The organism is Cytobacillus sp. EB106-05-05-XG126, assembly GCF_058791715.1.
Genome location: NZ_JBYTDU010000015.1, coordinates 1 through 25,002 on the forward strand (window position 1 = coordinate 1; position 25,002 = coordinate 25,002).

General features: G+C 43.4%; 29 protein-coding genes. 27 read left to right on the top strand and 2 right to left on the bottom strand.

What is annotated here, in order from left to right; translation table 11 throughout:
- Nucleotides 1-460: 460 nt before the first annotated feature.
- Nucleotides 461-664 carry a sigma factor G inhibitor Gin gene (locus tag AC3WTL_RS21940; protein WP_035332946.1) on the bottom strand — a complete coding sequence of 68 codons (204 nt, stop codon included), beginning with the start codon at nt 662-664 and terminating at the stop codon, nt 461-463.
- Between the two features lie 257 nt (nt 665-921).
- Here AC3WTL_RS21940 and AC3WTL_RS21945 point away from each other — a divergent pair, with 257 nt between their 5' ends.
- The 10 genes from AC3WTL_RS21945 to rsmI all read left to right on the top strand — a co-directional run bounded on the left by AC3WTL_RS21945 (nt 922) and on the right by rsmI (nt 8,235).
- Nucleotides 922-2,358 (top strand): aminotransferase class I/II-fold pyridoxal phosphate-dependent enzyme, encoded by a 1,437-nt coding sequence (locus AC3WTL_RS21945; protein ID WP_492370047.1) that lies wholly within the window; start codon nt 922-924, stop codon nt 2,356-2,358.
- 20 nt (nt 2,359-2,378) lie between these two features.
- A complete protein-coding gene (gene tmk / locus AC3WTL_RS21950; protein ID WP_197204261.1) occupies nt 2,379-3,005 on the top strand; it encodes a dTMP kinase in 627 nt (208 codons plus the stop codon).
- 143 nt (nt 3,006-3,148) lie between these two features.
- Nucleotides 3,149-3,478 (top strand): cyclic di-AMP receptor DarA, encoded by a 330-nt coding sequence (gene darA / locus AC3WTL_RS21955; protein WP_009336682.1) that lies wholly within the window; start codon nt 3,149-3,151, stop codon nt 3,476-3,478.
- Nucleotides 3,479-3,520: 42 nt separating this feature from the next.
- Entirely contained in the window at nt 3,521-3,961 is a 441-nt protein-coding gene (locus AC3WTL_RS21960; RefSeq protein ID WP_492370048.1) for a YaaR family protein, read from the top strand.
- 13 nt (nt 3,962-3,974) lie between these two features.
- Nucleotides 3,975-4,982, top strand: a complete 1,008-nt coding sequence (gene holB / locus AC3WTL_RS21965) for a DNA polymerase III subunit delta' (RefSeq protein WP_492370049.1) — start codon at nt 3,975-3,977, stop codon at nt 4,980-4,982.
- Entirely contained in the window at nt 4,975-5,802 is an 828-nt protein-coding gene (locus AC3WTL_RS21970) for a PSP1 domain-containing protein (RefSeq protein WP_035332950.1), read from the top strand. The genes holB and AC3WTL_RS21970 overlap by 8 nt, the downstream gene beginning before the upstream one ends.
- 12 nt (nt 5,803-5,814) lie before the next feature.
- Nucleotides 5,815-6,189 (top strand): DNA replication initiation control protein YabA, encoded by a 375-nt coding sequence (gene yabA, locus AC3WTL_RS21975; RefSeq protein ID WP_197212363.1) that lies wholly within the window; start codon nt 5,815-5,817, stop codon nt 6,187-6,189.
- A gap of 75 nt (nt 6,190-6,264) precedes the next feature.
- Nucleotides 6,265-7,005, top strand: a complete 741-nt coding sequence (locus AC3WTL_RS21980) for a tRNA1(Val) (adenine(37)-N6)-methyltransferase (protein ID WP_197204257.1) — start codon at nt 6,265-6,267, stop codon at nt 7,003-7,005.
- Nucleotides 6,995-7,261, top strand: a complete 267-nt coding sequence (locus AC3WTL_RS21985; RefSeq protein ID WP_197204256.1) for a GIY-YIG nuclease family protein — start codon at nt 6,995-6,997, stop codon at nt 7,259-7,261. The genes AC3WTL_RS21980 and AC3WTL_RS21985 overlap by 11 nt, the downstream gene beginning before the upstream one ends.
- Before the next feature lie 95 nt (nt 7,262-7,356).
- On the top strand, nt 7,357-8,235 hold the full coding sequence (gene rsmI / locus AC3WTL_RS21990) for a 16S rRNA (cytidine(1402)-2'-O)-methyltransferase (protein ID WP_222501591.1): 879 nt from the start codon (nt 7,357-7,359) through the stop codon (nt 8,233-8,235).
- A 39-nt stretch (nt 8,236-8,274) separates the two neighbouring features.
- On the opposite strand, the gene abrB is transcribed toward rsmI, so the two are convergent.
- Nucleotides 8,275-8,559, bottom strand: coding sequence for a transition state genes transcriptional regulator AbrB (gene abrB, locus AC3WTL_RS21995; protein ID WP_222501590.1), 285 nt, complete (start codon nt 8,557-8,559; stop codon nt 8,275-8,277).
- A gap of 753 nt (nt 8,560-9,312) precedes the next feature.
- Here abrB and metG point away from each other — a divergent pair.
- From metG to AC3WTL_RS22080, 17 genes are all read left to right on the top strand, one after another.
- The gene (gene metG / locus AC3WTL_RS22000) at nt 9,313-11,280 is read left to right on the top strand and encodes a methionine--tRNA ligase (RefSeq protein ID WP_048009777.1); all 1,968 of its coding nucleotides are present in this window, start codon (nt 9,313-9,315) and stop codon (nt 11,278-11,280) included.
- Between the two features lie 214 nt (nt 11,281-11,494).
- Complete coding sequence (locus AC3WTL_RS22005; protein ID WP_492370050.1) at nt 11,495-12,262, top strand: TatD family hydrolase; 768 nt, start codon at nt 11,495-11,497, stop codon at nt 12,260-12,262.
- Between the two features lie 267 nt (nt 12,263-12,529).
- Nucleotides 12,530-12,676, top strand: a complete 147-nt coding sequence (locus tag AC3WTL_RS22010; RefSeq protein ID WP_156185153.1) for a hypothetical protein — start codon at nt 12,530-12,532, stop codon at nt 12,674-12,676.
- A gap of 243 nt (nt 12,677-12,919) precedes the next feature.
- Entirely contained in the window at nt 12,920-14,113 is a 1,194-nt protein-coding gene (locus AC3WTL_RS22015) for a G5 and 3D domain-containing protein (protein ID WP_248349367.1), read from the top strand.
- 486 nt (nt 14,114-14,599) lie between these two features.
- Entirely contained in the window at nt 14,600-15,160 is a 561-nt protein-coding gene (rnmV, locus tag AC3WTL_RS22020) for a ribonuclease M5 (RefSeq protein ID WP_035332988.1), read from the top strand.
- The gene (gene rsmA / locus AC3WTL_RS22025) at nt 15,153-16,031 is read left to right on the top strand and encodes a 16S rRNA (adenine(1518)-N(6)/adenine(1519)-N(6))-dimethyltransferase RsmA (protein WP_048009779.1); all 879 of its coding nucleotides are present in this window, start codon (nt 15,153-15,155) and stop codon (nt 16,029-16,031) included. Before rnmV ends, rsmA begins: the two co-directional genes overlap by 8 nt.
- Nucleotides 16,032-16,436: 405 nt before the next feature.
- The gene (gene yabG / locus AC3WTL_RS22030; RefSeq protein ID WP_282956742.1) at nt 16,437-17,321 is read left to right on the top strand and encodes a sporulation peptidase YabG; all 885 of its coding nucleotides are present in this window, start codon (nt 16,437-16,439) and stop codon (nt 17,319-17,321) included.
- 308 nt (nt 17,322-17,629) lie between these two features.
- Nucleotides 17,630-17,893 carry a biofilm formation stimulator Veg gene (gene veg, locus AC3WTL_RS22035; protein ID WP_009336667.1) on the top strand — a complete coding sequence of 88 codons (264 nt, stop codon included), beginning with the start codon at nt 17,630-17,632 and terminating at the stop codon, nt 17,891-17,893.
- Between the two features lie 122 nt (nt 17,894-18,015).
- Nucleotides 18,016-18,189, top strand: coding sequence for a small, acid-soluble spore protein, alpha/beta type (locus tag AC3WTL_RS22040; protein WP_026041722.1), 174 nt, complete (start codon nt 18,016-18,018; stop codon nt 18,187-18,189).
- Nucleotides 18,190-18,507: 318 nt separating this feature from the next.
- Nucleotides 18,508-19,377: a 4-(cytidine 5'-diphospho)-2-C-methyl-D-erythritol kinase gene (gene ispE, locus AC3WTL_RS22045; protein ID WP_222501596.1), complete on the top strand. Its 870-nt coding sequence runs from the start codon at nt 18,508-18,510 to the stop codon at nt 19,375-19,377.
- Nucleotides 19,378-19,436: 59 nt separating this feature from the next.
- Entirely contained in the window at nt 19,437-20,255 is an 819-nt protein-coding gene (gene purR / locus AC3WTL_RS22050) for a pur operon repressor (RefSeq protein WP_035332962.1), read from the top strand.
- A 24-nt stretch (nt 20,256-20,279) separates the two neighbouring features.
- Nucleotides 20,280-20,654 carry a RidA family protein gene (locus tag AC3WTL_RS22055; RefSeq protein WP_048009782.1) on the top strand — a complete coding sequence of 125 codons (375 nt, stop codon included), beginning with the start codon at nt 20,280-20,282 and terminating at the stop codon, nt 20,652-20,654.
- A gap of 165 nt (nt 20,655-20,819) precedes the next feature.
- On the top strand, nt 20,820-21,110 hold the full coding sequence (spoVG, locus tag AC3WTL_RS22060; RefSeq protein WP_009336662.1) for a septation regulator SpoVG: 291 nt from the start codon (nt 20,820-20,822) through the stop codon (nt 21,108-21,110).
- A gap of 272 nt (nt 21,111-21,382) precedes the next feature.
- The gene (glmU, locus tag AC3WTL_RS22065; RefSeq protein WP_222501580.1) at nt 21,383-22,756 is read left to right on the top strand and encodes a bifunctional UDP-N-acetylglucosamine diphosphorylase/glucosamine-1-phosphate N-acetyltransferase GlmU; all 1,374 of its coding nucleotides are present in this window, start codon (nt 21,383-21,385) and stop codon (nt 22,754-22,756) included.
- Nucleotides 22,757-22,800: 44 nt separating this feature from the next.
- Nucleotides 22,801-23,757 carry a ribose-phosphate diphosphokinase gene (locus AC3WTL_RS22070; RefSeq protein WP_048009784.1) on the top strand — a complete coding sequence of 319 codons (957 nt, stop codon included), beginning with the start codon at nt 22,801-22,803 and terminating at the stop codon, nt 23,755-23,757.
- Between the two features lie 164 nt (nt 23,758-23,921).
- Nucleotides 23,922-24,572: a 50S ribosomal protein L25/general stress protein Ctc gene (locus AC3WTL_RS22075; protein ID WP_222501578.1), complete on the top strand. Its 651-nt coding sequence runs from the start codon at nt 23,922-23,924 to the stop codon at nt 24,570-24,572.
- A 36-nt stretch (nt 24,573-24,608) separates the two neighbouring features.
- Nucleotides 24,609-24,815, top strand: coding sequence for a hypothetical protein (locus AC3WTL_RS22080; protein WP_492370051.1), 207 nt, complete (start codon nt 24,609-24,611; stop codon nt 24,813-24,815).
- The last annotated feature ends 187 nt before the right edge of the window (nt 24,816-25,002 follow it).

Consider the following 25,002-nt stretch of genomic DNA (forward strand, 5'->3'; position numbering starts at 1 on the left):
TAGTTGGGGGCTGTCCCCCTGTGAGAGTAGGACGCTGCCGGGCAAATGAAAGAGCACCTGATGGGTGTTCTTTTTTTGTGTGATTATAGGTATCTGAATCAACTGGACTCTTCTTTTTATTGAAAAATGCAGATATGCCTCACCTTTTCTGGATATGCGCCAGAATCAAATTATATGCGGCGTTCCCTGTTTTCATAGTCAATTTCGTTCTCCGTAAGAAGAATTGTGCCAAATGTAAGTAATCTTCAAAACGTGCTAGGTAAATTAAAAATCCTGTTAGATAAATTCATAAATTTGCGGATAAAACCCAAGACATGCTAGATAAACTCCAAAACCTGTTAGATACACCGCCAAGCCCAGGCATGCACCCAAATAAATCCCAGCATGACAGTAATCCAGTGCATCTCAGCTGCCCCGACAGCACAAAAAAATAAAAAGCCCCTATCAAAGGGCTTACATTTCAAGAAAATATCTCCGGCATTGTTATTTTCCGCAGCTTCTTTAAGTAATAATTATATTTTGGATGACTTGTATCCGTGGTGATTAAATCATTCTCACAATCTGTGCAGATAAAAGAAGTGTATAGATGTATTCCCCTGGTTTTTGCCTGCTCGCATATGACACATTCTTCCCCTGCCTGTTTCTTTGCTAATAGCGAACCCAATCACTCCACCTCCATACCCTTAGTCTGCCCAGATTAACACTATTGTATACAATTTTTTGAATTTTCATTGGCGGGTTTTTCTGAGGTTACTTGATTAATATTGTATGATGGAAATCTAATTTGGGTGTATGTCTATAAAGGATTTCTTTTATTATTTTGCCTGATGTTTCAGGGACTGGCGCAGATATCGCCCTTATGTAGCAGTTACATACTTGTTTTGTTAAAATAGGAGAAGAATCATAGGAAAGTGTGAACATATGAATCAGGAAAACACTCCATTATGGAACCAATTACAAAAACATGCTTCACACCAGCCGTTGTCCTTTCATGTGCCGGGCCATAAGAACGGTTATCTTGCAGGCGGTGAGGGAGCAGATTATTTTAAACATATTTTAAAGCTTGATGCTACGGAGCTCGGCGGACTGGATGATTTGCATTCTCCTGAGGGAGTCATCCTGGAGGCTCAAGAGCTGCTTGCCGGCCTGCATGGAGTTTCAAAAAGCTTTTTCCTTGTGAACGGGTCGACTGCAGGGAATCTTGCCATGGTCCTGTCAGCAGCAGAAGAAAAGGAGACTGTACTGGTCCAGCGGAACTGCCATAAGTCCATCCTGAATGGCATTACTTTGGCTAAGGCGAAGCCTGTCTTTTTAGCGCCTGAGTTTAATGAAGAGTGGGGCGTTGCCGGGGGAGTGGCTTTAGAAACGGTAAAAGAGGCGATCAGGCAATATCCGGATGCAAAAGCAATCATCTTAACCTATCCGAATTATTATGGAATGGTATACGACCTTGAAAATATTATTCAGTGTGCCCACGATCACGGTATTCCGGTGCTGGTGGATGAGGCTCATGGAGCGCACTTAATAGGCGGGAGCCATTTTCCCGCTTCGGCCGTTCAGCTTCAGGCAGATCTCACTGTACAATCGGCACATAAAACGCTGCCAGCTATGACAATGGGGGCTTATCTGCATTTTAACAGCCGGTTTATAAAGGAAGAAAAAGTGTCCAACTATCTGGGGATACTCCAATCAAGCAGCCCTTCCTATCCGATTATGGCTTCTCTTGATTTGGCAAGGGCTTATTTAGCTTCATTTTCGAAAAAGGATGAGGAAGCACTGCTAAAAAAAATCGGGCGTTTCAGGAAGGATCTAAACAGGGTTAAAGGTATTAAGGTACTGCCATTTCAATATCACAAAGGCGACCCTTTAAAGGTAACCATTCAGTCGGAAACCTCACTCAGCGGGTTTGACCTGCAGATTCTTCTGGAGAAGCGCGGGATCTTTACGGAAATGGCGGATCCCTATAATGTCCTGTTTGTTTTGCCTCTTTTGAAGAACGATATGGATTATCCATTTGACCGGGTGATTGAATGTTTGAACGAGGAATTGACATCATTCGGACCGGCAGACCGCCAGGAAAGAATCACTTTCAGTAAAAAGCCTGTTTCCGGCCTTGCCCTTGAGCAAAAGGAACAGAGTCAGCACACCATTAAAACGGTGGCATTGGAAGAGGCGGCCGGTGAAATATGCGCTCAGCAGGTAACTCCTTATCCGCCAGGCATTCCACTCTTATACCCGGGTGAAATCATTGAGGGTGGAGATATAGCAAACATCACATTACAAATTCAGGCCGGAGCGCGGTTTCAAAATGGAGACAATATAAAAGCAGGCAGCATTAACGTTTATGAGGATCTATAACAGCAGCTGGAGGAAGTAAAATGAAAAAAGGTAAGTTTATTACGGTCGAAGGACCTGAGGGTGCCGGAAAGACAACGATTATTGATATGCTGGCAACCAATCTGGCAGAGGAAGGCTATCAGGTGCTTCAGACAAGAGAGCCTGGCGGAATTGAGATTGCTGAACAAATCCGAAGTGTCATACTTGATAAAAAGAATACAAAGATGGACCCGAGAACAGAGGCTCTGCTTTATGCGGCAGCCAGAAGGCAGCACCTGGCTGAGAAAGTAAAGCCGGCACTGGATGAGGGATATATCATTTTATGTGACCGGTTTATTGATAGCTCTCTTGCCTATCAGGGTTATGCAAGAGGACTTGGCATTGAGGAGGTCTACTCCATCAACAGCTTTGCCATTGAAGGCATGATGCCTGAACTGACTTTGTATTTTGATATTGATCCTGAGTCGGGCCTGAATAGAATCAATCAGCATAAAGGACGGGAAGTGAACCGCCTGGACCTGGAAAAGCTCGACTTTCACCATAAAGTGCGGGAGGGCTATCTGAAGCTAATGGAGCTTTACCCGGAGCGCATCTTTAAGATTGATGCTTCAAAGCCATTGGAGGAAGTCTATCAGCAGGCGGAGAGCAAGCTGAAAGAACGAATATAAAAACTTGCCTTAAAGATTATATTTCTTTAGGGCTTTTTTAAAATATTTTTTCTGTATTCCCTTAATTTCTGCTTGAAGATAAAATAATTGATATAATAAAAGTAAGACAAAACGGATGAAAACTTTGTAAAGGGGATGGGCTTATGAAATTAATTCTGGCAGTCATTCAGGATCAGGACAGCAATAAGCTAATGAATGCGCTGGTTGACAATAACTTTCGTGCGACAAAATTGGCCAGCACGGGCGGATTCTTGAAATCAGGCAATACAACGTTCATGATCGGGACAGAGGATATCCGTGTGGAGAGAGCCCTGCAGATTATTAAGGAAAATTGCAGAGCAAGAGACCAGCTGGTCGCACCGGTATCGCCGATGGGCGGAAACGCTGATTCTTATGTGCCCTACCCTGTTGAAGTTGAGGTTGGCGGTGCGACAGTGTTTGTTCTGCCAGTCGAGCAATTCCATCATTTTTAATCATTACAGAGGGAGCTTAGAGCCCTTTGCGGAGGATCAGGTATGAAAATTAATCAGGAACTTCGGCTCAAGATGGAAAATGTCCGCAATGAGCAGAAGCAGGCAGCCGGGAATGGCGTTAAATTTTCTGAAATGGTGCAGAAGCAGGACCAGAAAATGCAGGCTTCCCAGCTTCAGGGTCTGTTAAAGGATATAGATGCCGCAGGAGAACGGCTGGCCCGCTCCAGAACCTTTAAGGATCTGGCCAAATTTAAAACGCTTGTGAAACGATTTGTGAAGGAAGCGGTTGATTTTGGAATAGAGCTGAGGCAATCGCACAGCTGGAACCAGCATGGACAGGGCCGATCTCTGAAAGTGGTGGAAACGGTTGATGAAAAGCTTTCAGAGCTGACAGATGAATTAATGAAAAAAGAAGAATCTTCTATTGATATATTAGGAAAAGTCGGAGAGATTAAGGGGCTCCTAATAAATTTATATATGTAAGTGAGTGATACTTGTGGGAAAAACGTGGGAACAGCTGGAGGCCATACAGCCAGTTGTATTAAAAATGTTTAAAAGTAGCATAGTGAAGGATCGGCTTGCCCACGCCTACTTGTTTGAAGGGATGAAAGGAACAGGAAAGCGGGAAGCAAGCATGCTTTTGGCGAAAAGCCGATTCTGCCATGAGCCGCTTGAAGGGTATGTTCCATGTGAAACATGTTCAAACTGCAAAAGGATAAACAGCGGAAATCATCCGGATGTTCATATTCTGGAGCCGGACGGGCTTTCTATCAAAAAAAATCAGATTCAAAGCTTGCAGGAAGAGTTTTCAAAGACCGGGGTAGAATCCAGGCGGAAACTTTATGTGATTGTTCATGCTGACAAAATGACAGTGAACGCTGCCAACAGTCTGCTTAAATTTCTGGAGGAACCTCATTCAGAGACGACCGCTGTGCTGATTACCGAGCAGTCGCAGCAGATGCTTCCTACTATTCTATCCCGCTGTCAGTCCATTTCTTTTAAACCATTATCTCCTGCTGAAATGATTCAGCAATTAAAAAATAATGGAGTGGATCCTGTCCAGGCACCATTACTTGCACAAATTACCAATAATTTGAATGAAGCTTTACAATATAGTTCTGATGATTGGTTTGTACAAGCACAAAAAATAGTGTTAAAATTATATGAAGTGGTAAAGAAGAATCCGCTTGAGGCAATGGTTGCCCTTCAGGAGGATTGGTTCTTGCACTTTAGAGAAAAAGAGCAGATTGATCGCGGCTTGGATCTATTACTTCTTATTTTTAAAGATTTACTATATATTCAGCTTGGGAAACAAGACCAGGTTGTCCATCTGAACGAACGAACACGTTTAGAGCAGTTTGCGCTGCAATCTTCCACCAAACGCCTGACGGAACAGATGACGGCTGTTTTGGAAGCCAAAAGAAAATTGCAGGCAAATATGAATCCGCAGCTGTTGATGGAACAGCTTGTGCTAAAATTGCAGGAGGGATCTTCCTTTGTATGATGTAGTAGGAGTGCGCTTTAAAAAAGCGGGCAAGATTTATTATTTTGATCCCGGAGATCTCTCAATACAAAAGGATGACTTTGTCATTGTCGAAACTGTCCGAGGTGTAGAATACGGAAAAGTGGTAATTGCCCCGAAGCAGGTCGATGAGCATGATGTTGTCCTTCCATTAAAAAAGGTTCTTCGTATTGCAGATCAAAAGGATCGCATGATTGTTGAGGAGAACAAGCAGGCCGCCAAGGAAGCATACGAGGTATGCTGTGAAAAGGTACAAACACATCAGCTTGATATGAAGCTGGTGGATGTTGAATATACATTTGACCGAAATAAGGTCATCTTCTACTTTACGGCTGATGGCCGGGTTGACTTCCGCGAGCTTGTCAAAGATCTCGCAGCCATCTTCCGGACAAGGATTGAACTTCGCCAGATTGGTGTGAGGGATGAAGCAAAAATGCTGGGCGGAATTGGCCCATGCGGAAGAATGCTGTGCTGTTCCACTTTCCTGGGTGACTTTGATCCTGTATCCATTAAGATGGCAAAGGACCAGAATCTATCGCTGAACCCAACGAAAATATCGGGTTTATGCGGCCGCTTAATGTGCTGCCTGAAATATGAAAATGATGAGTATGAAGCAGCAAAAGAAATGCTTCCGGACCTTGGGGAATGGATTCAGACCCCGGATGGAGCCGGAAAAGTGGTAGGCTTGAATATATTGGAGCGTGTGCTGCAGGTTGATGTGAAAGAAGCCGAGCGCGTCCTCGAATATACACTGGATGAAATTTTAAAACAAGGTGCTGTATCAGTTCAGTCCACAGATTAAGAGGTGGAAGTCGTGGATAAAAAAGAAATCTTTGACTCAGTGAGTAATATGGAAACCCAAATTGGAGAGTTATATCAGCAGCTTGGTGAGTTAAAGCAGCATTTGGCAGAAATACTTGAAGAGAATAACTCTTTGAAGCTGGAAAATGAACATTTACGACGTCATTTAGACATACCTGCGGAAAAGGAAAGCACATCGGCGAAAAAACGCAAATCAGAGCAGTCGGCCGATGCTGCAGATGAGGATAAGGTGATTGATATTGGCGAAGGCTATGATAACCTGGCCCGCCTCTATCAGGAAGGCTTTCACATTTGCAATCTTCATTTCGGCAGCCCGCGTAAAGAGGGAGACTGTCTGTTTTGCCTGTCTTTCCTGAATAAGAAGTAAACTTTTAGCCTTCCTGTGATAGGAAGGCTATTTTTCCATAAGAGCAAAGAATCAGAGAATCATGGAGGATCAAGAATGGACTTTTTAAAAGAAGGGGAGCGGCTGGACTATTTGCTGGCTGAAGATATGAGAATCATTCAAAGCCCGGCCGTTTTTTCTTTTTCACTGGATGCTGTCCTGCTGGCCCGGTTTGTGTATGTGCCGATTCAAAAAGGCAATCTCGTTGATTTGTGCAGCGGAAATGGCGTGATTCCGCTTTTTTTAAGCACAAGAACAAAGGGGGCCATTACAGGCGTCGAAATTCAGGAGCGTCTGTATGATATGGCGGTCAGAAGCATTGAATACAATAAGCTTCAAGACCGTATTAAGATGATTCGCGGGGATATTAAAGAGATCCATCGAGAATTAGGTTATGGAAAATTTGATGTTGTCACCTGCAACCCGCCTTATTTTCCGACTCCTTCTAAGGAAGAAATCAATGAGAATGAGCATTTGGCGATTGCCCGCCATGAAATTCTCTGTACACTTGAGGATGCGGTTAAAGCGTCAAGCGGACTTGCGAGACAGGGAGGCAAGGTGGCATTTGTGCACAGGCCGGGCAGGTTCCTGGACATTGTCACGCTCATGCGCAAATATAAGCTGGAGCCGAAAAGGGTGCAATTTGTCTATCCGAAGGCCGGAAAAGAAGCAAACACGCTGCTGATTGAGGCAGTTAAGAACGGAAATCCAGACCTGAAAATCCTGCCTCCTTTATTTGTATATAATGAAGAAAATGAATACACACCTGAAATGAGAGAGATTTTATATGGAGAATAGCCATTTTTTTTACGTTCTCCATTGCCGTGATGGCAGCTTATATGCAGGCTACACCAATGATCTTGAAAAACGGGTGAAGGCCCATAATGAAGGAAAAGGGGCCAAGTATACCAGAGGAAGAGGACCGGTTGAGCTGGTCTTCTCCCGTTCTTTTTCGGAAAAAGGTGAAGCGATGAGAGCGGAATATGAATTCAAGCAATGGTCCCGGAAGAAGAAGGACGAGTTTTTAAAACAACACAATATTTCAATTTATTAATTTGAAAAAAGTCTAGCTCCGAGCGCCATCGGCTCGAGGTCTTAAGCCGATAAGCTGGCGCTCTGCGCTTTTCACGAAAGAGACGGGTGGTACATATGTGGCAGCAAAAAAGCTTTGAACATGAAGAAACAAAAGGAATTCTGTATTTAGTTCCAACTCCGATTGGCAATTTGGAAGACATGAGCTTCAGGGCGGTTAGAATCCTGAAGGAAGCGGACTTTATTGCAGCGGAGGATACACGCAATACAAAGAAGCTATGCAATCATTTTGAGATTGCCACACCCATCATCAGCTATCATGAACATAATAAGGAAATCAGCGGACAGAAGCTGCTTGAAAAAGTGGCCAATGGCGCCAAAATTGCCCTTGTCAGTGATGCAGGGATGCCTGCGATTTCAGACCCTGGCTATGACCTTGTAACAGCAGCAGCTGAAGAAAAGCTGACAGTGGTGCCCCTGCCCGGTGCGAATGCTGCTTTAACCGGCCTGATTGCTTCCGGCATCAACACCCAGCCCTTTTATTTCTATGGGTTTCTGAACAGGCAGAAGAAACTCAAGAAACAGGAACTCGAGGATCTCTCCAGGCTATCGGCAACCATCATTTTATATGAAGCTCCCCACCGCCTGAAGGAAACCCTCTCGCTGATGTCGGACATAATGGGTAACAGGAATATTGCATTATGCCGCGAACTGACGAAGAGATATGAGGAATTTATCCGGGGAACTGTAGAAGAAGCAATTGAATGGGCTTCAAGCGGTGAAGTGAGAGGAGAATTTGTGATTATTATTGAAGGGACTTCCGAGACTGTGCAGGATGCAGAAACTGCCTGGTGGGAGAATCTTTCGATTGAGGATCATGTCAGACATTATATAGAAGAAACTGGACTCTCGAGCAAGGAAGCCATCAAGCAAACCGCAAAAGATCGGGGATTAAATAAGCGGGATGTTTACCATGCTTATCATATCGAAGAATAAAAAAAGCTTCTCACACAAGTGAGAAGCTTTTGTACATTCTTATTTTACAGTTTCAAAAGTGCTTTGAATTTCTTTTAACAGCTGTTCTGCACCGTCACGGCTTAAGATTAGTTTGCCGTTAGCCAGTGAGATATTATCATCAGATACTTCCCCGGTAACATGGCAAGTCATGTTTGGCTTGTACTTTTTAAGGATGATTCTTTCGTCATCTACGTAGATTTCTAAAGCATCCTTTTCAGCGATTCCAAGTGTGCGTCTTAGTTCAATAGGGATTACTACGCGGCCAAGCTCATCAACTTTACGAACAATACCTGTAGATTTCATAATAAAAGTCTCCTCTCAAATCTCCAATAATATTTTTCTCTATCTATATCGTTTCGTCATTATTCGACAAAATCTTTGTTACATTCATAATACCAGCCATTCCCATATACGTCAATTACTTTATTTTGGAATGGAATAGAAAATTTTAGGATACTGCCTGAAGTGTTGATATAACTACGATTTTCGAAATAAATGCCTTTTTTAATAAGAAGATGGAAAGGAACTTCCAAAAAACAAGCACCTGACTCTTTTCGACATTTCGACAAAATTCTACAAAAATCCATGTTATTACAATAATAATATTCGAAAGGCAGTTTCCTTTTTTAGGGATAGAAACTAAAAAAAATTTTATTAGAGAAAAATCCTGCCGTTCCTTTCTGCCTATTGGTTGCACAATTTCTAGTTTTTAGGTATATTTTGATGGTATAAGAGGTTATGCTGACGAATATAACTTCTTGTAAAATATCGATATAGCAGGCCCAATAACGGCACGGTTTTCTGATTAATACTCTCGTCCAAATGGGGCGGGTTTTTTTTTCAGAGATAAGAAAGTATTACTTTGAACTTCGATAACTGTCTAGCGCAAGCAGCCTACCCCCTCGAGGTCACAAGCTTGTCTAGTTGCGGCTCCTAGGGACTCGAGACATAAGCCAATCCCTTCCAGAAGGAAAGAACACCTTCTTGCAGGGCTCGTCTTATGCTTGTCGGGGGTGGGCAAGGCGCTTGCGCTTTTAATATAAGGGAGGGAATCTTGTGGAGGACAAATTAAAGACGTTTTATTTAACCACTCCAATTTATTATCCTAGTGGAAATTTACATATAGGGCATGCCTATACAACGGTGGCCGGTGATGCAATGGCGCGCTACAAGCGCATGCGCGGCTTTGACGTTATGTACCTGACGGGAACGGATGAACATGGACAGAAGATCCAGGAGAAGGCAGAAGAAAAAGGGGTAACACCTCAGCAGTACGTTGATGAAATTGTTGCCGGCATTCAGGATCTCTGGAACAAGCTTGATATTTCCTATGATGACTTTATCCGTACGACACAGGACAGACATAAGCAGATCGTTGAAAAAATCTTCGCCCAGCTTGTAGAACAGGGTGATATCTATCTTGGCGAATATGAAGGCTGGTATTGTACGCCTTGCGAGTCTTATTACACAGAACGCCAGCTTGCGGACGGCAACTGCCCTGACTGCGGACGTCCCGTTCATAAAGTGAAGGAAGAATCTTATTTCTTTAAGGTAAGCAAATACGCTGACAGACTTCTGCAGTATTATGAAGAAAATCCATCTTTCATACAGCCTGAATCACGCAAAAATGAAATGATCAATAACTTCATTAAACCGGGCCTTGAGGATTTGGCGGTATCCAGAACAACTTTTGACTGGGGAGTAAAAGTGCCGAATAATCCAAAGCATGTGGTGTATGTATGGATTGATGCACTATCAAATTACATTACCGCACTTGGCTATGGAACCGATGATGATTCCAAGTATCTGAACTACTGGCCTGCAGATGTTCACCTGGTTGGAAAAGAAATTGTGCGCTTCCATACGATTTACTGGCCAATAATGCTGATGGCTTTGGATGTGCCACTGCCGAAAAAGGTATTTGCTCATGGCTGGCTTTTGATGAAGGACGGCAAAATGTCCAAATCAAAGGGAAATGTAGTGGACCCTGTTACCCTTATTGACCGTTATGGCCTGGATGCACTGCGCTATTACCTGCTTCGTGAAGTGCCATTCGGCGCAGACGGTGTATTTACGCCGGAAGGTTTTGTGGAAAGAATCAACTTTGATCTTGCCAACGATTTAGGCAACCTGCTAAACCGTACAATTGCGATGGTGAATAAATACTTTGACGGTGTTATTCCGGCATATACAGGTTCAGAAGGTGAGTTCGACCAGCAGCTGCTGCAAATGAACCGTGAGACGGTTTCCAAATACGAGGAAGCCATGGAAAAAATGGAGTTCTCTGTTGCCTTATCTGCCGTGTGGCAGCTTGTCAGCAGAACGAATAAATATATAGATGAAACACAGCCTTGGACACTGGCCAAAGACGAAGAGAAAAGAGAAGAACTTGCAAGTGTGATGGTTCATCTGGCAGAATCCCTGCGCAGAATCGCGGTGCTTCTGCAGCCATTCCTGACACGCACGCCGAAGGAAATCTTCACACAGCTTAATGTAAATGAAGAAGCATTAACATCCTGGGAAAGCCTTGAGACATTCGGCCTGATTCCTGAAGGCACAAAGGTATTAAAGGGAGAACCGATTTTCCCTCGCCTGGATATTACGGAAGAAGTTGAGTTCATTAAAACAAAAATGCAGGGATCCGCTGCTCCTAAAGAAGGAGCGAAGCCCGAAGCAAAAGCAGAGGAAAAGCCGGATAGCGAAGAAATCTCAATCGATGACTTTATGAAGGTCGATCTAAGAGTGGCCCAGGTCATTGAGGCTGAACCGGTTAAAAAGGCTGATAAGCTCCTGAAATTACAGCTGGATCTTGGCTATGAAAAGCGCCAGGTCGTTTCCGGTATTGCAAAGTTCTATAAGCCGGAAGAACTGGTCGGCAGAAAAGTCATATGTGTAACCAATTTAAAGCCTGTTAAACTTCGCGGCGAGCTTTCAGAAGGAATGATTTTAGCAGGAGGAAAAGACGGCGAACTTTCACTTGCCACAATTGCTGAATCTCTTCCACTAGGTGCAAGGGTAAAATAATATTATTTAATTTTCCTGTTAAATATAAAAACATAGAAGTGTTAAGCGTATAACGTAAGCATTTCTATGTTTTTTATTTTTGGGGAAAATTATTCTTGAAAAATAATTTTTGATTGGTTTATCTAATTGGGACCATTTTGGCAGTAAAGTCATTTTGTTACATCACTGACATGATAGTAATAGAAAAATAATATGAAGGAAAAGGAGTTTTTTGATGTTTTTCGACACACACGCACATCTTAATGCCGAACAATATAACGAAGATTTACAAGAGGTGATCGACCGGGCCCTTAGTGAAGGAATTTCCAACATTGTGGTCGTCGGGTTTGACCGTCCAACCATTGAAAAAGCGATGAAGCTGACTGAGAAATACGAATTCATCTACGCCAGTGTGGGATGGCATCCGGTTGATGCCATTGATATGACAGAGGAAGATTTGCTATGGATTGAAGAGCTTTCCAGCCATCCCAAAGTGGTGGCACTGGGAGAAATGGGCCTTGATTATTATTGGGACAAGTCCCCGAAGGATATTCAGAAGGAAGTCTTCCGAAAGCAGATCCGTCTGGCGAAGAAAGTCAAGCTTCCCATCGTCATCCATAACCGTGATGCCACAGCCGATATAGTCGAAATCCTCAAGGAAGAAGGAGCGGGAGAAGTAGGCGGAATCATGCATTGCTTCAGCGGCAGCCCGGAAATTGCCCAAGAGTGTGTGGATATGAACTTCTACATTTCCCTTGGCGGTCCAGTGACCTTCAAAAACGCAAAAAAACCAAAGGAAGTAGCCGATGTTATTCCGCTTGAAAAGCTGTTGATTGAAACAGACTGCCCATATTTGACCCCTCATCCGCACAGAGGAAAACGGAATGAACCCAGCTATGTCAAATTGGTGGCAGAGCAGATTGCAGAAATAAAAGGACTTTCAACAGAAGAAGTTGCACAGGCAACCACAGAAAATGCAAAAAAATTATTCGGCATAAACTGATAGCTCAATTTGTCGAAGCCTGTAGGAGCTTGTCCAAATCTTTTCTGATTCTAAAAAGTTCTACATGTCTCCTTCTTCTCATAGGATAACCATGTCGATAAGTCTCTCTTTCCTTTCATCCGGTTTTTTTGCATAATAGGAAATACGTTTACGGGACTGCTTGCCAATTACTAGAAAAAGTTAGTTGGATAATTAGAAAAAGGTGCTGTTTTAGCACCCCTGCTGATCGAGCGGAGGGCGTTTGCTGCTGGTCGGGGAGCGTGACAGTTGGAGGACTGGAAGCCTGAAGTCTTGAGGGATTTCAGAAAATCACTCCCGATTGCTGAGCGCCTGGTCAGCCGGAAAACAAATGATTTCCAGATGCGTGAAAAATTCCTAAATCAAAAAAAGAAGGATTTTTCACATGGATGTTGAAAAGTATAAATCCAAGGCAAGCATGACTGAAAACAGGGTAAATGCAAGAAGGCATGCATAGAAGGGAACTATCATTCATACATAGAGATAGAGTGCAGTTCTAAGAATACAGGCAAAAAAGCCTAATGCCTGCGTTTTTCCAGCCTTTCGGAAGCTGGAAAATTGAAAGAGTTGACAGTCGGCAAGATACTCTATATAATCACTCCGAGAGAAAAGGAGGCGTTTTTCATCGTGATTCAAAACATGAAAAACCTGTTATCCAAGTCTTTGAGTAAAAAGAAATTGGCCATTTTTTCTGCTAGTTTAGTAGTTTTTGCTGCTGCCTGTGGTTTCATTGCGTATGAAACGACAAAGAAAACAGTAGCACTGACGATAGACGGCCAAGAGAAAGTCATCAAAACGCATGCAGCAACGATTCAAGATATATTCGATGATCTAGATATTTCACTCCGCTCAGAAGATTATGTGTTTCCCTCGGTAAACACAGAGGTTAAGGACAATACAGAAATTGTCTATGAACCGGCTAAACAGGTGAAAGTTGTAAAAGATAACGAGAAGAAAACGATTTGGACGGCTGCAAAGACGGTCGGGGACGTTTTAAAAGAACAGAATATTACACTGACTGAACATGATAAGGTTCAGCCAAAGCCAGAGGATACAGTTAAAAACAACCTGGAAATTCAAGTAGAGAAAGCATTCGCTTTAACGCTTAATAATGGCGGTAAAGAGAAGCAGGTTTGGTCAACTTCGACTACGGTCGCTGACTTTTTATCACAGCAGGGAATCAAGATCAATGATTTAGACCGCGTTGAACCAAAGTTGGAAGAGACAGTCAAAGCCAATGACAAAATAAAAGTCATTCGAGTTGAAAAAGTCACCGATGTAGTGGAAGAACCAATTAATTTCGCAGTTGTGACAAAGAAGGATAATAACTTAACTAAGGGCACTGAAAAAGTGATGAATGCTGGAAAAAAAGGCCTTAAGACGAAAGAGTTTGAAGTCGTCCTGGAGAATGGCAAAGAAATTTCCAGAAAGCTGATCAGTGAAAAGCAAGTGAAGGAAAAGCAGGATAAAGTCGTTGCTGTCGGAACAAAGGTGGCTGCAGCAACACAAGTCGTTTCGCGCGGAACAAGCAGCAAGGCAAGCGGTAAAGAAATATATGTATCGTCAACTGCCTATACGGCTAATTGCAGCGGATGCTCAGGCAAAACGGCTACCGGTTTGGACCTGCGTGCCAATCCGGGTGCTAAGGTCATAGCGGTTGATCCAAGTGTCATTCCCCTTGGAACGAAAGTCTATGTGGAAGGCTATGGCTATGCCGTTGCAGCTGATACAGGAGGCGCGATTAAAGGAAACAAAATCGATGTATTCTTCTCCTCCAAATCGGAAGCATACAAGTGGGGAAGAAAAACGGTAAAAATTAAGATACTGAATTAAATTTTATGATGCAGGGGCTTCCCCTGCATTTTTTATTTCATTGCAGAGAAGGTTAATGGATAACATTTTTCATTTTCAAGCTGGTTCATATATAATAAGAACTATTCTTTATAAATATATTCTTCTTACATCTATTTAGACGAATTACATTACAGAAATGTTTCAAGTTTTTTTCAATTTTTTTATATTTTTTAACGGAATGAGAAGTTTTTAATTTTGAACATCGATACTGTCTAGCTCCAGCGCCTACCGCCTCGAGGTCACAAGCTTGTCTTGTTTCGGCTCCTAGGGATTCGAGACATAAGCCAATCCCTTCCAGAAGGAAAGAACACCTTCTTGCAGGGCTCGTCTTATGCATGTCGTTCCTGGACAGTCGCCTTCACTTTTCAGGCAATCCTCCCAAAAGGCAAAAAACGCCTTTCCGTGAGGCTTGTCTTGTGCTTGTCGGGGGTGGGCAAGGCGCTTACGCTTTTCTTAGGAGGAACCATGAAAATCAAGGAAATTATCGTTGTAGAAGGCAAGGATGATACAGCGGCGATCAAGAGGGCGCTGGATGCCGATACAATTGAAACAAATGGATCTGCCATTAACGGGGTAACCATTGAAAAAATAAAGCTTGCCCAGAAGACCAGAGGGGTCATCGTGTTCACAGATCCGGACTTTCCCGGACAAAAAATCCGGAATACGATCACCAATGAAGTTCCCGGATGCAAGCATGCCTTTATAGAAAAAGCGGATGCCCTCCACAAGCATGGCAGAGGAGTGGGTGTTGAGCATGCATCGCCAGAAATGATCCGCCAGGCATTAAAGGACGCACAGGTTATGCAGGAAACCTATGAAGAAACCATTACCCAGGAAGACCTGGTCACTGCAGGCCTGATTGGCGGGGAAGGTGCCAAGGAAAGAAGAGAAAAGCTTGGCAGACTTCTTAAAATCGGCTACACAAACGGCAAGCAGCTTCATAAGCGCTTAATGATGTTTCAGATTAGCCAGAAGGATTTTGCTGAGGCAATAGAAGCTATTCGCAAGGAGGAACAAAATGCATAAAGATATTGCAACACCAGCCAGAACACGGGCGATTTTGGATAAATACGGCTTTTCTTTTAAGAAAAGCCTGGGACAGAACTTTTTGATTGATACGAATATTCTCCGGAGAATCGTCGATCATGCTGATTTAACGGAAGAGTCGGGCGCCATCGAAATCGGCCCGGGGATTGGGGCACTGACCGAACAGCTGGCCCGGAGAAGCAAAAAGGTGCTGGCTTTTGAAATTGACCAGCGGCTGCTTCCCATCTTAGAGGAAACTCTATCGCCATATCCCCATGTATCCATCATCAATGAAGACGTATTGAAGGCAGATGTAAAGACAGCGATAGAACGGGAGTTTGAAGGCATTGACGATATTATGGTTGTCGCCAACCTTCCTTACTATGTAACAACCCCGATTATCATGAAACTGCTCGAGGACAAGCTTCCGATCAGAGGCATCGTCTGTATGCTGCAAAAAGAAGTGGCAGACAGAATTTCGGCCCGTCCAGGCACGAAAGAGTACGGCTCCCTTTCCATTGCTGTCCAGTACTATACAGAGGCTGAAACGGCCATGATCGTGCCGAAGACGGTTTTTGTGCCGCAGCCAAATGTGGATTCTGCCGTCATTAAACTGACAAAGCGTAAACAGCCGGCAGTTGCAGTCAAAAGTGAACCATTCTTTTTCCAGGTAACAAAAGCAAGCTTTGCCCAAAGGCGCAAGACGCTTCTGAATAACTTAACGAGCCAGCTGCCTGAAGGAAAACAGAAGAAGGAACAAATCCTCTCCGCTCTCGAACAGGCGAATGTCGAGCCGGGCAGAAGAGGGGAAACTCTATCCATCGAAGAATTTGCCCGTTTGAGCGATGCTCTGCTGCCCCATTTTTCATAAGGCTGTATCGTAAAATTAGTTGCTATTGGGCAGATAACTAAATTAGTTTCTGAGTTGATTGGAGCGGAGGGCACTTGACTCCTACGGGAGGAGAGGGAAGTGTGAGACCCCGCAGGCGAAGCCGAGGAGGCTCGCATTCCTCCCCGTGGAAAGCAAGTGCCTGAAGCGGAAATCAACGGGCTGAATTCATAAACAAAAAAATAGTCCTTGAAAAAGAGCCTTCATAAATGACCAAGCCTGCTGAGTAGACAGCGGGCTTTTTTTTCGCCCGCATGCCTATCTTCCCAACCGCCTTTTCTACGCACATGTTCATAGTCAAATGCATAATTTATGACATAAATAATAAATCACAAACAAGAGCTTAGATGCAGCCCGCGTATACCTCGGGAAATTGGAGTGACGACATTGACTATAAATACGATGGATATCGTCGGAAGAATTTCGTATCATTGTGATATTCTATTCCGCGTGATTGATATTAGAGAACAGGGCGGAAAAAAAATTGCCATATTATTCGGAGAGGATATCCGTCTTGTTGCGGATGCTCCCTGTGAGGATTTAATCGTCATTAACCAGGCGCAGCGGATGAAGTTCGAGGAGGAGTTCAGGTCACTTGAAGAACAGTCCTTCCAGCTATTCAGGCAGGACGTGGCTCTCTTGAGGGAGAAGCAGGAGTATGAAGTGACTGACGGCTACAGCAAGACACTAAACTATTTTCAGATGCCAGGCAGGGTGCTTCATCTGGATGGTGATCCTTCTTATTTAAAAAAATGCTTGAGTGTGTATGAAAAAATAGGTATACCTGTAACAGGGATCCATTGCAGTGAAAAGGAAATGCCGATGAAAATCGGACAGCTCATCGATCATTACAGGCCGGATATCCTCGTTGTAACAGGTCATGATGCGTATTCAAAGGCAAAGGGGAAAAAATCCGATATCAATGCTTACAGGCACTCCAGGGAGTTTGTGCAGGCGGTAAGGGAAGCGCGCAAAAAAGTACCGCATCTTGATCAGCTTGTCATTTTTGCCGGAGCATGCCAGTCACATTTCGAATCACTGATCCATGCTGGGGCCAATTTTGCCAGTTCTCCTTCCAGAGTGAATATTCATGCCCTTGACCCTGTATACATTGTGGCGAAAGTCAGCCTTACTCCATTTATGGAAAGAATCAATTTATGGGATATTTTAAGAAATACACTGACTGGTGAAAAGGGGCTTGGAGGAATCGAAACCCGGGGAGTACTGAGAACAGGAATGCCATATAATGACGAAGAGTTAAATGAATCCTAATGAGCGGGCCGTTTTTATTATTTGCGGCTTGTTTTTTTATGTTTGTTTGTAATAGGGTATTTAGCATTTTTCGAGAAATTTCGCGCGGGGCGTTCGTCTATTTCCCAGGTAATGAACGGCAAGCTTATAAGCTTTCTAAAAACTATACATAATCTTTTCCAATTAAGGCAATCCTAAAATTGTTGAAAATTAGAAGAAAAAGTAGAATAAAACATATTGACATTTAAATTTAAACACTGTTATAATTTATATTTTTGTTTGACAGTATTGTGTCAGTGTGATATACTTAACATAGTGAGGTGGACCGAATGGCAAAAACATTATCAGATATTAAAAAAGCTCTTGATTCAAATCTTGGGAAAAGGCTCCTGCTAAAAGCAAATGGCGGGCGCAGAAAGACCATTGAACGCTCAGGAGTTCTGGCCGAAACGTATCCTTCAGTATTTGTGATTGAGTTAGATCAGGATGAAAATGCATTTGAACGGGTATCTTACAGCTATGCGGATGTTTTAACAGAAACGGTTCAAATTACATTCTATGAAGATACATCAGGACAGGTTGCTTTAAGCTAATAATATATATGACAGCAGGCGGTGAACAAATTGTTTACTGCTTTTTGTTTGCCCTTTTTTCATAAAATAGCAGGACCTTTCCACATACTATACATACCGCAGTGCGAAAGGGGATGTTAATGTTGGGCAGAAGACGCGGCGTTATGTCAGATGGTTTAAAAGAAGAAATTGCAAAAGAGCTTGGCTTTTATGATGTGGTCCAAAAGGAAGGCTGGGGCGGCATCCGTGCGAAAGATGCCGGCAATATGGTAAAGCGGGCCATCGAAATCGCACAGCAGAACCTTCTTAACAAATAGCATTCGCACAGAATATGTTTAAGCATTAATATGCACTGCGTCTGCCGAGGCTTATGCCTCGGCATTTATTCTGTTTAATAGTGATAGCCTCTATATTCCAGGCCACCTGAGCTTTTATGTTTATTTTGTGGTAAAATAGGACAAAAAATGGAGATGCTCTATAAGAAAAGCATTAAGCCGCCGCTTATTGCCGATTAAAATAAAGTCAATACTGAATGAAGGTATGGCTTTCCCTTCGAAATGAACCGGCAGGGCAAAGCGCTTCGCTTGTGGAGCTGGACAGGAGTCCGATTCAAAGGAAAGAAGTAGGTGGAAATGTTGAAGGTCATGGTTAAGGCGCCTGCTAAGATCAATTTATCATTGGATGTTTTACATAAACGGGAAGATGGCTATCATGAAGTGGAAATGATAATGACAACGATTGATTTGGCAGACCGCCTGGAATTAACACTTTTAGATAAAGATGAGATCAGGATTATCTCTCATAACCGTTTTGTTCCGGATGATCAGCGGAATCTGGCATATCAGGCTGCACACCTTCTTAAAGAACGGTTTCAGGTAAAAAAAGGTGTGTCCATTACAATAGAAAAAATGATTCCGGTTGCGGCTGGACTTGCCGGCGGCAGCAGTGATGCAGCAGCGGCTCTCAGAGGTCTTAACAAGCTGTGGGATTTGGGGCTTTCATTGGATGAGCTTGCTGAAATAGGGACAGAAATCGGTTCTGATGTTGCTTTTTGCGTATATGGAGGCACTGCATTAGCTACAGGAAGAGGAGAGAGAATTCAGGAGCTTCCTGCTCCTCCAACCTGCTGGGTCATACTTGCTAAGCCGTTCATCGGCGTATCGACAGCCGATGTATACAGGAGACTGGATGTAGGGCAGGTGCAGCATCCAAATACAGAAGGAATGATCGAAGCGATTAATTCGGGCTGCTATGATGAAGTCTGTCGGAACATGGGTAATGTTCTTGAGGATGTCACATTGAATATGCACCCGGAGGTCCTGCAAATAAAAGACCAGATGAAACGATTTGGTGCAGATGCTGTCCTGATGAGCGGCAGCGGACCAACCGTGTTTGGGCTTGTGCATCATGATTCAAGAATGCATCGGATTTATAATGGCCTTAGAGGGTTTTGCGACCAGGTTTTTGCGGTCAGAATGCTTGGAGAAAGACATAAGCTTGATTAAATCCGTATATTAATGGTATATTATCGTTAAAATATTCGGATTTAAATGGGGGTTCCACAATGAAATTTCGCAGAAGCGAACGGTTGATAGATATGACCAATTATTTATTGAACCATCCGCGTCAGCTGGTATCCTTAACTTTCTTTTCAGAAAGGTATGGTTCTGCCAAGTCTTCGATCAGTGAAGATCTCGCCATCATCAAAGAAACATTCGAGCAAAGAGGAATAGGCACGCTGCAGACCGTTTCCGGAGCAGCAGGCGGCGTCAAGTTCCATGTTAAAGTAACCGATGATGAAGCCCGGCCATTTGTAGACGAGCTTTGCAGCTTAATTGCAAGCCCCGAAAGGCTTCTTCCCGGAGGCTATCTTTATATGACTGACATTCTCGGAGATCCTTTAATTGTCCAGCGTGCAGGCAGGCTTTTTGCCTCAGCCTTTGCAGATAAACCCGTTGATGTGGTCATGACGGTAGCTACAAAAGGGATTCCGCTTGCTTATGCCGCCGCAAATTATCTCAATGTGCCCGTTGTCATCGTAAGACGAGACAGCAAGGTGACAGAAGGATCCACGGTAAGCATTAACTATGTATCAGGCTCTGCAAAGAGGATTCAAACCATGGTTCTTTCGAAAAGAAGCCTGGCAGAGGGATCCAATGTCTTAATCATTGATGATTTTATGAAAGCCGGCGGAACGGTTAATGGCATGGTCAGCATGCTGGAAGAATTCAAAGCAAACCTTGCGGGCATTGCTGTCCTGGTCGAGGCAGAAAAAGCAGAAGAACGGCTGGTTGATGAGTACCTTTCTCTTGTGCGTCTATCTGACGTTGATGTGAGGGAAAAGAAAATTAATGTAAGTGAAGGCAACTATTTTAAAAAATAATCATATTTTTTAGGGGGAGAATTCATGAAAGTCATTCAAACGAATCAGGCACCGGCCGCAATTGGACCCTATTCTCAGGGGATCACTGTAAATAACCTATTCTACAGCTCAGGCCAAATTCCGCTTACAGCAGAAGGCGTTATGGTGGATGGGGATGTAAAAGAACAGACGCATCAGGTATTTAAAAACCTCCAGGCCGTGCTTGAAGAAGCTGGCGCGTCATTAAATACCGTGGTAAAAGCAACGGTGTTTATAAAGGACATGAACGAATTTGGAGCCATCAATGAAGTGTATGGAGAATACTTCAGCACACACAAGCCTGCACGTTCCTGTGTGGAAGTGGCACGCCTTCCAAAGGATGCCCTGGTGGAAATTGAAGTAGTAGCCCTTGTAAAATAAATAATAACCGCAATTCACTCGCTCGTTCATGTGACGGGCGTTTTTATTTGGAAAAAGCTTTGAACAAAATATTCAAAAAATATTTTTTATTAAAGAAGGAGATTCAGGAAATATGTTGAATTTATACAATTAGGATTATATCTTCTCGAAAAGGTGGTGAACAGAATGGAAGTGACAGACGTAAGATTACGCCGCGTTAACACGGATGGACGTATGAGGGCAATTGCATCTATTACGCTGGATCATGAATTTGTTGTTCATGATATTCGTGTGATTGATGGAAATAATGGATTATTTGTAGCCATGCCCAGCAAACGTACTCCGGATGGAGAGTTTAGAGATATCGCGCACCCAATCAATTCAGGAACGCGCGGTAAAATCCAGGAGGCTGTTTTAGCCGAGTACCACCGTTTAGGTGAATTAGAAGTGGAATTTGAAGAAGCCGGTGCTTCCTAAGAAAATAAATCAACAAGGGCCTACTTCATAAGTAAGGCTCTTTTTTATTTCTGCTGTGAAAAATCCAAGCTCTAAGACCTCCAGCTAATGGCGGTTCTTAGGGCTTTTTTCTATCTTTCCATTACCCTTTCTATAATAAAAATAAACCATTTCTTCAAAAAATACCGTTTATGGTAATGACAATTATTTGTACTTTGTCATCAATTCTTGAAATAAGAGCCCATTTAAGATATATTCGTTATGGATAAAAAGGTTAAAATGGAGGCCTGTAAATGTCTAATCGATACGCGGTTATTTTAGCCGCAGGCCAGGGGACAAGAATGAAGTCAAAGCTTTACAAAGTACTTCACCCTGTATGCGGCAAACCGATGGTTCAACATGTAGTTGATCAAGTTACAAAGCTTAACATAAAAGAAATTGTCACGATTACTGGGCACGGAGCAGAAATGGTCGAGCAGCAGCTTGGCTCAAGCAGCAAATATGCTCTTCAGGAGGAGCAGCTTGGCACCGCACATGCGGTTATGCAGGCCCGCCAAATGCTTGAAGGCAAAGATGGTGTGACCATTGTTGTCTGCGGAGATACACCGCTCATCAGACATGAAACGATGGAAGCGCTTTTCAAGCATCATGAAGAGCTTTCTGCCAAAGCGACTATTTTAACAGCTCATGCGGATAACCCATTCGGATATGGACGCGTGATCCGCAATGACATGGGGATGGTTGAAAAAATCGTTGAACAGAAAGATGCTTCCGAGGAAGAACGCAAAATAAAAGAAATCAATACTGGAACTTATTGCTTTGATAATAAGGCTTTGTTTGAAGCCTTGAGCAAAGTAACAAATGATAATGTGCAGGGTGAATATTACCTTCCGGATGTAATTGAGATTCTGAAAAATGAAGGTGAGGTCGTTACGGCTTACCAGACAGCTGATTTTGGCGAGACTCTGGGTGTCAATGACCGTGTAGCCTTATCCCAGGCAGAATCATTCATGAAACAGCGGATTAATGAAGAACATATGCGTAACGGCGTGACCATTATCGATCCGTCAAACACATATATTGGAGCGGATGTGAAAATTGGCTCAGATACAGTTCTTTACCCTGGAACCATCATTTCCGGCAATACCATCATTGGTTCTGAGTGTGTGATCGGACCAAATACGGAGATTTCTGATTGCCATATTGGAGAAGGCACAGTGATCCGCCAGTCTGCAGCGCATGACAGCCATATCGGTTCACAAGTGAATATTGGGCCGTTTGCTCACATTCGTCCGCAATCAGATATTCATGATGAAGTGAAAATCGGCAACTTTGTTGAAGTGAAGAAGTCTGTTTTCGGAAAAGGAAGCAAAGCCTCTCACCTAAGCTATATTGGCGACGCAGAAGTAGGCAAGGATGTTAACCTGGGCTGCGGCTCAATCACTGTTAATTATGACGGCAAAAATAAGTACCTGACCAAAATCGAAGACGGTGTATTCATTGGATGCAACTCCAATCTCGTGGCACCGGTAACAATCGGGGAAGGTGCATATGTAGCAGCAGGCTCCACAATTACTGAAGATGTGCCGGGAGAAGCCCTTTCCATTGCCCGTGCACGCCAGGTGAACAAGGAAAACTACACGCAAAAATTAAACATTAAAAAATAAACCGAACTTTCTATTTGTAAGAAATAAATCGATGGAGGCCCAAAATGTCAAACCAGTATTTAGATCCAAATTTAAAGGTGTTCAGTTTAAATTCAAACCGCAAGCTGGCTGCAGAAATCGCCAATGTGATTGGTGTGGAGCTTGGTAAGTGTTCCGTAACGCGCTTCAGCGACGGCGAAATCCAAATTAACATTGAAGAAAGCATCCGCGGATGCGATGTGTATGTAATTCAGTCTACGAGCTCTCCTGTCAATGAGCATTTAATGGAGCTTTTGATCATGATCGATGCTCTTAAGCGTGCATCTGCCAAGACCATCAACATCGTAATGCCTTACTATGGCTATGCCCGCCAGGACCGCAAAGCAAGAGCGCGTGAGCCGATTACAGCTAAGCTTGCAGCAAACCTTTTGGAAACTGCTGGTGCAACCCGTGTGATTACACTTGACCTGCATGCGCCGCAAATTCAAGGATTCTTCGATATTCCTATCGATCATTTAATGGGTGTGCCAATCCTTTCTGATTACTTTAAGAACAAAATGATGGATAGCGACATCGTAATCGTGTCACCTGACCACGGCGGTGTAACACGTGCGCGTAAAATGGCTGACCGCTTAAAAGCGCCGATTGCCATCATTGACAAGCGCCGTCCAAGACCAAATGTGGCTGAAGTCATGAACATTGTAGGGAACATCGATGGAAAAACGGCCATCTTAATCGACGATATCATTGATACTGCCGGAACGATTACACTAGCAGCAAATGCCCTGATCGAAAACGGTGCATCAGAAGTGTATGCATGCTGTACACACCCGGTTCTATCCGGACCTGCCATCGAAAGAATTGAAAACTCAACCATCAAAGAATTGGTTGTCACAAACTCAATCACTCTTCCGGAAGAGAAGAAAACAGACAAGATTGTCGAACTTTCCGTAGCACCGCTGATCGGTGAAGCGATCATCCGCGTTCATGAAGAGCAATCTGTCAGCACTCTGTTTGATTGATCGGTCATAAAATAACTGCCCAGGCTTGCTGCAAAGCAAGCCTGATTTGCGTTCTTTGTGAAAATAATAAATCTGTAAAAAACAAAAACGTTTAGACTTCCTCATTTTAGGGCATTTTTTTATATAGACAAGACTATTTTTAAAATGAGGAAGGGGACGTTTTTATGACAGCTGTATTGCAGGCAAAAGAAAGAAAAGGTTCACGCAACTCTAACTTAACCTCACTGCGCAGGGAAGGGAATATTCCGGCCGTTGTGTATGGTTCAAAGCTGCAAAGCAAATCAATCTACTTAAGTGAAGCCGATTTTCTGAAGACGATAAAGGAAGTAGGCAGAAACGGCGTATTTTCATTAGATGTAGATGGCAGCAAGCATGAAGTGGTGCTAAGTGACTACCAATCCAATCCAATTAAAAACGCAATTGTCCATGCGGATTTTCTTGCGGTAGATATGAATAAGGAAATGACCGCAGATGTACGCGTCGTCTTAACTGGAGATGCAGCAGGTGTGAAAGATGGAGGCGTTATGCAGCAATCCATGCATGAAGTTTCAGTTACAGCGACACCGAATAATATTCCATCCTCTGTTGAAGTGGATGTAACGAACCTCCAGGTAAATGAGACCCTGACAGTCGCCGATATCAAAGCAAATCGGGGCTATGAAATAAACAATGAAGAAGACACGGTTATCGCTTCCATCCTTCCTCCAAGACAGGAAGAAGAAATCAACAGCGGTGAAGAACAGGAAGCGGGCACACCTGAAAACGAAGAAGGCAGAGAAACAACAGCAGATGAAGATAAATCAGGCGAAGAATAAGCTCGGGAGAAGCTATTCTTACAGGGGCTTTGCACTATGGCAAGCCCCTGTTTGCTTGGGTTTGAAATGAGCTTGATTGGCCCGGCTTTCGACAGCCTGGGGCAGCTTCGGACAGAGGAAGCAGAAAAAGTGTTGTCAGAGTCTGAACCTGGTTCAACTTCGGACAGAGGAAGCGGAAAAAGAGTGGTTAGAGTCCGAACCTGGTTCAACTTCGGACAGAGGAAGCGGAAAAAGAGTGGTTAGAGTCTGAACCTGGTTCAACTTTAGACACAAACAGCAGGAAAAGAGTGGTTAGAGTCTGAACCTGGTTCAACTTCGGACACAGAAAGCAGAAAAAGAGGATTTAGAGTCCGAACCTGGTTCAACTTCGGACACAGAAAGCAGAAAAAGAGGATTTAGAGTCCGAACCTGGTTCAACTTCGGACACAGA

Bases quoted from the DNA above. Each gene is read 5' to 3' on its own strand.
- AC3WTL_RS21945 (WP_492370047.1), top strand. From the start codon at position 922: ATGAATCAGGAAAACACTCCATTATGGAACCAATTACAAAAACATGCT.
- tmk (WP_197204261.1), top strand. From the start codon at position 2,379: ATGAAAAAAGGTAAGTTTATTACGGTCGAAGGACCTGAGGGTGCCGGA.
- darA (WP_009336682.1), top strand. From the start codon at position 3,149: ATGAAATTAATTCTGGCAGTCATTCAGGATCAGGACAGCAATAAGCTA.
- AC3WTL_RS21960 (WP_492370048.1), top strand. From the start codon at position 3,521: ATGAAAATTAATCAGGAACTTCGGCTCAAGATGGAAAATGTCCGCAAT.
- AC3WTL_RS21980 (WP_197204257.1), top strand. From the start codon at position 6,265: ATGGACTTTTTAAAAGAAGGGGAGCGGCTGGACTATTTGCTGGCTGAA.
- AC3WTL_RS21985 (WP_197204256.1), top strand. From the start codon at position 6,995: ATGGAGAATAGCCATTTTTTTTACGTTCTCCATTGCCGTGATGGCAGC.
- rsmI (WP_222501591.1), top strand. From the start codon at position 7,357: ATGTGGCAGCAAAAAAGCTTTGAACATGAAGAAACAAAAGGAATTCTG.
- abrB (WP_222501590.1), bottom strand. From the start codon at position 8,559: ATGAAATCTACAGGTATTGTTCGTAAAGTTGATGAGCTTGGCCGCGTA.
- AC3WTL_RS22005 (WP_492370050.1), top strand. From the start codon at position 11,495: ATGTTTTTCGACACACACGCACATCTTAATGCCGAACAATATAACGAA.
- AC3WTL_RS22015 (WP_248349367.1), top strand. From the start codon at position 12,920: ATGAAAAACCTGTTATCCAAGTCTTTGAGTAAAAAGAAATTGGCCATT.
- rnmV (WP_035332988.1), top strand. From the start codon at position 14,600: ATGAAAATCAAGGAAATTATCGTTGTAGAAGGCAAGGATGATACAGCG.
- rsmA (WP_048009779.1), top strand. From the start codon at position 15,153: ATGCATAAAGATATTGCAACACCAGCCAGAACACGGGCGATTTTGGAT.
- veg (WP_009336667.1), top strand. From the start codon at position 17,630: ATGGCAAAAACATTATCAGATATTAAAAAAGCTCTTGATTCAAATCTT.
- purR (WP_035332962.1), top strand. From the start codon at position 19,437: ATGAAATTTCGCAGAAGCGAACGGTTGATAGATATGACCAATTATTTA.
- AC3WTL_RS22055 (WP_048009782.1), top strand. From the start codon at position 20,280: ATGAAAGTCATTCAAACGAATCAGGCACCGGCCGCAATTGGACCCTAT.
- spoVG (WP_009336662.1), top strand. From the start codon at position 20,820: ATGGAAGTGACAGACGTAAGATTACGCCGCGTTAACACGGATGGACGT.
- glmU (WP_222501580.1), top strand. From the start codon at position 21,383: ATGTCTAATCGATACGCGGTTATTTTAGCCGCAGGCCAGGGGACAAGA.
- AC3WTL_RS22070 (WP_048009784.1), top strand. From the start codon at position 22,801: ATGTCAAACCAGTATTTAGATCCAAATTTAAAGGTGTTCAGTTTAAAT.
- AC3WTL_RS22075 (WP_222501578.1), top strand. From the start codon at position 23,922: ATGACAGCTGTATTGCAGGCAAAAGAAAGAAAAGGTTCACGCAACTCT.
- AC3WTL_RS22080 (WP_492370051.1), top strand. From the start codon at position 24,609: ATGGCAAGCCCCTGTTTGCTTGGGTTTGAAATGAGCTTGATTGGCCCG.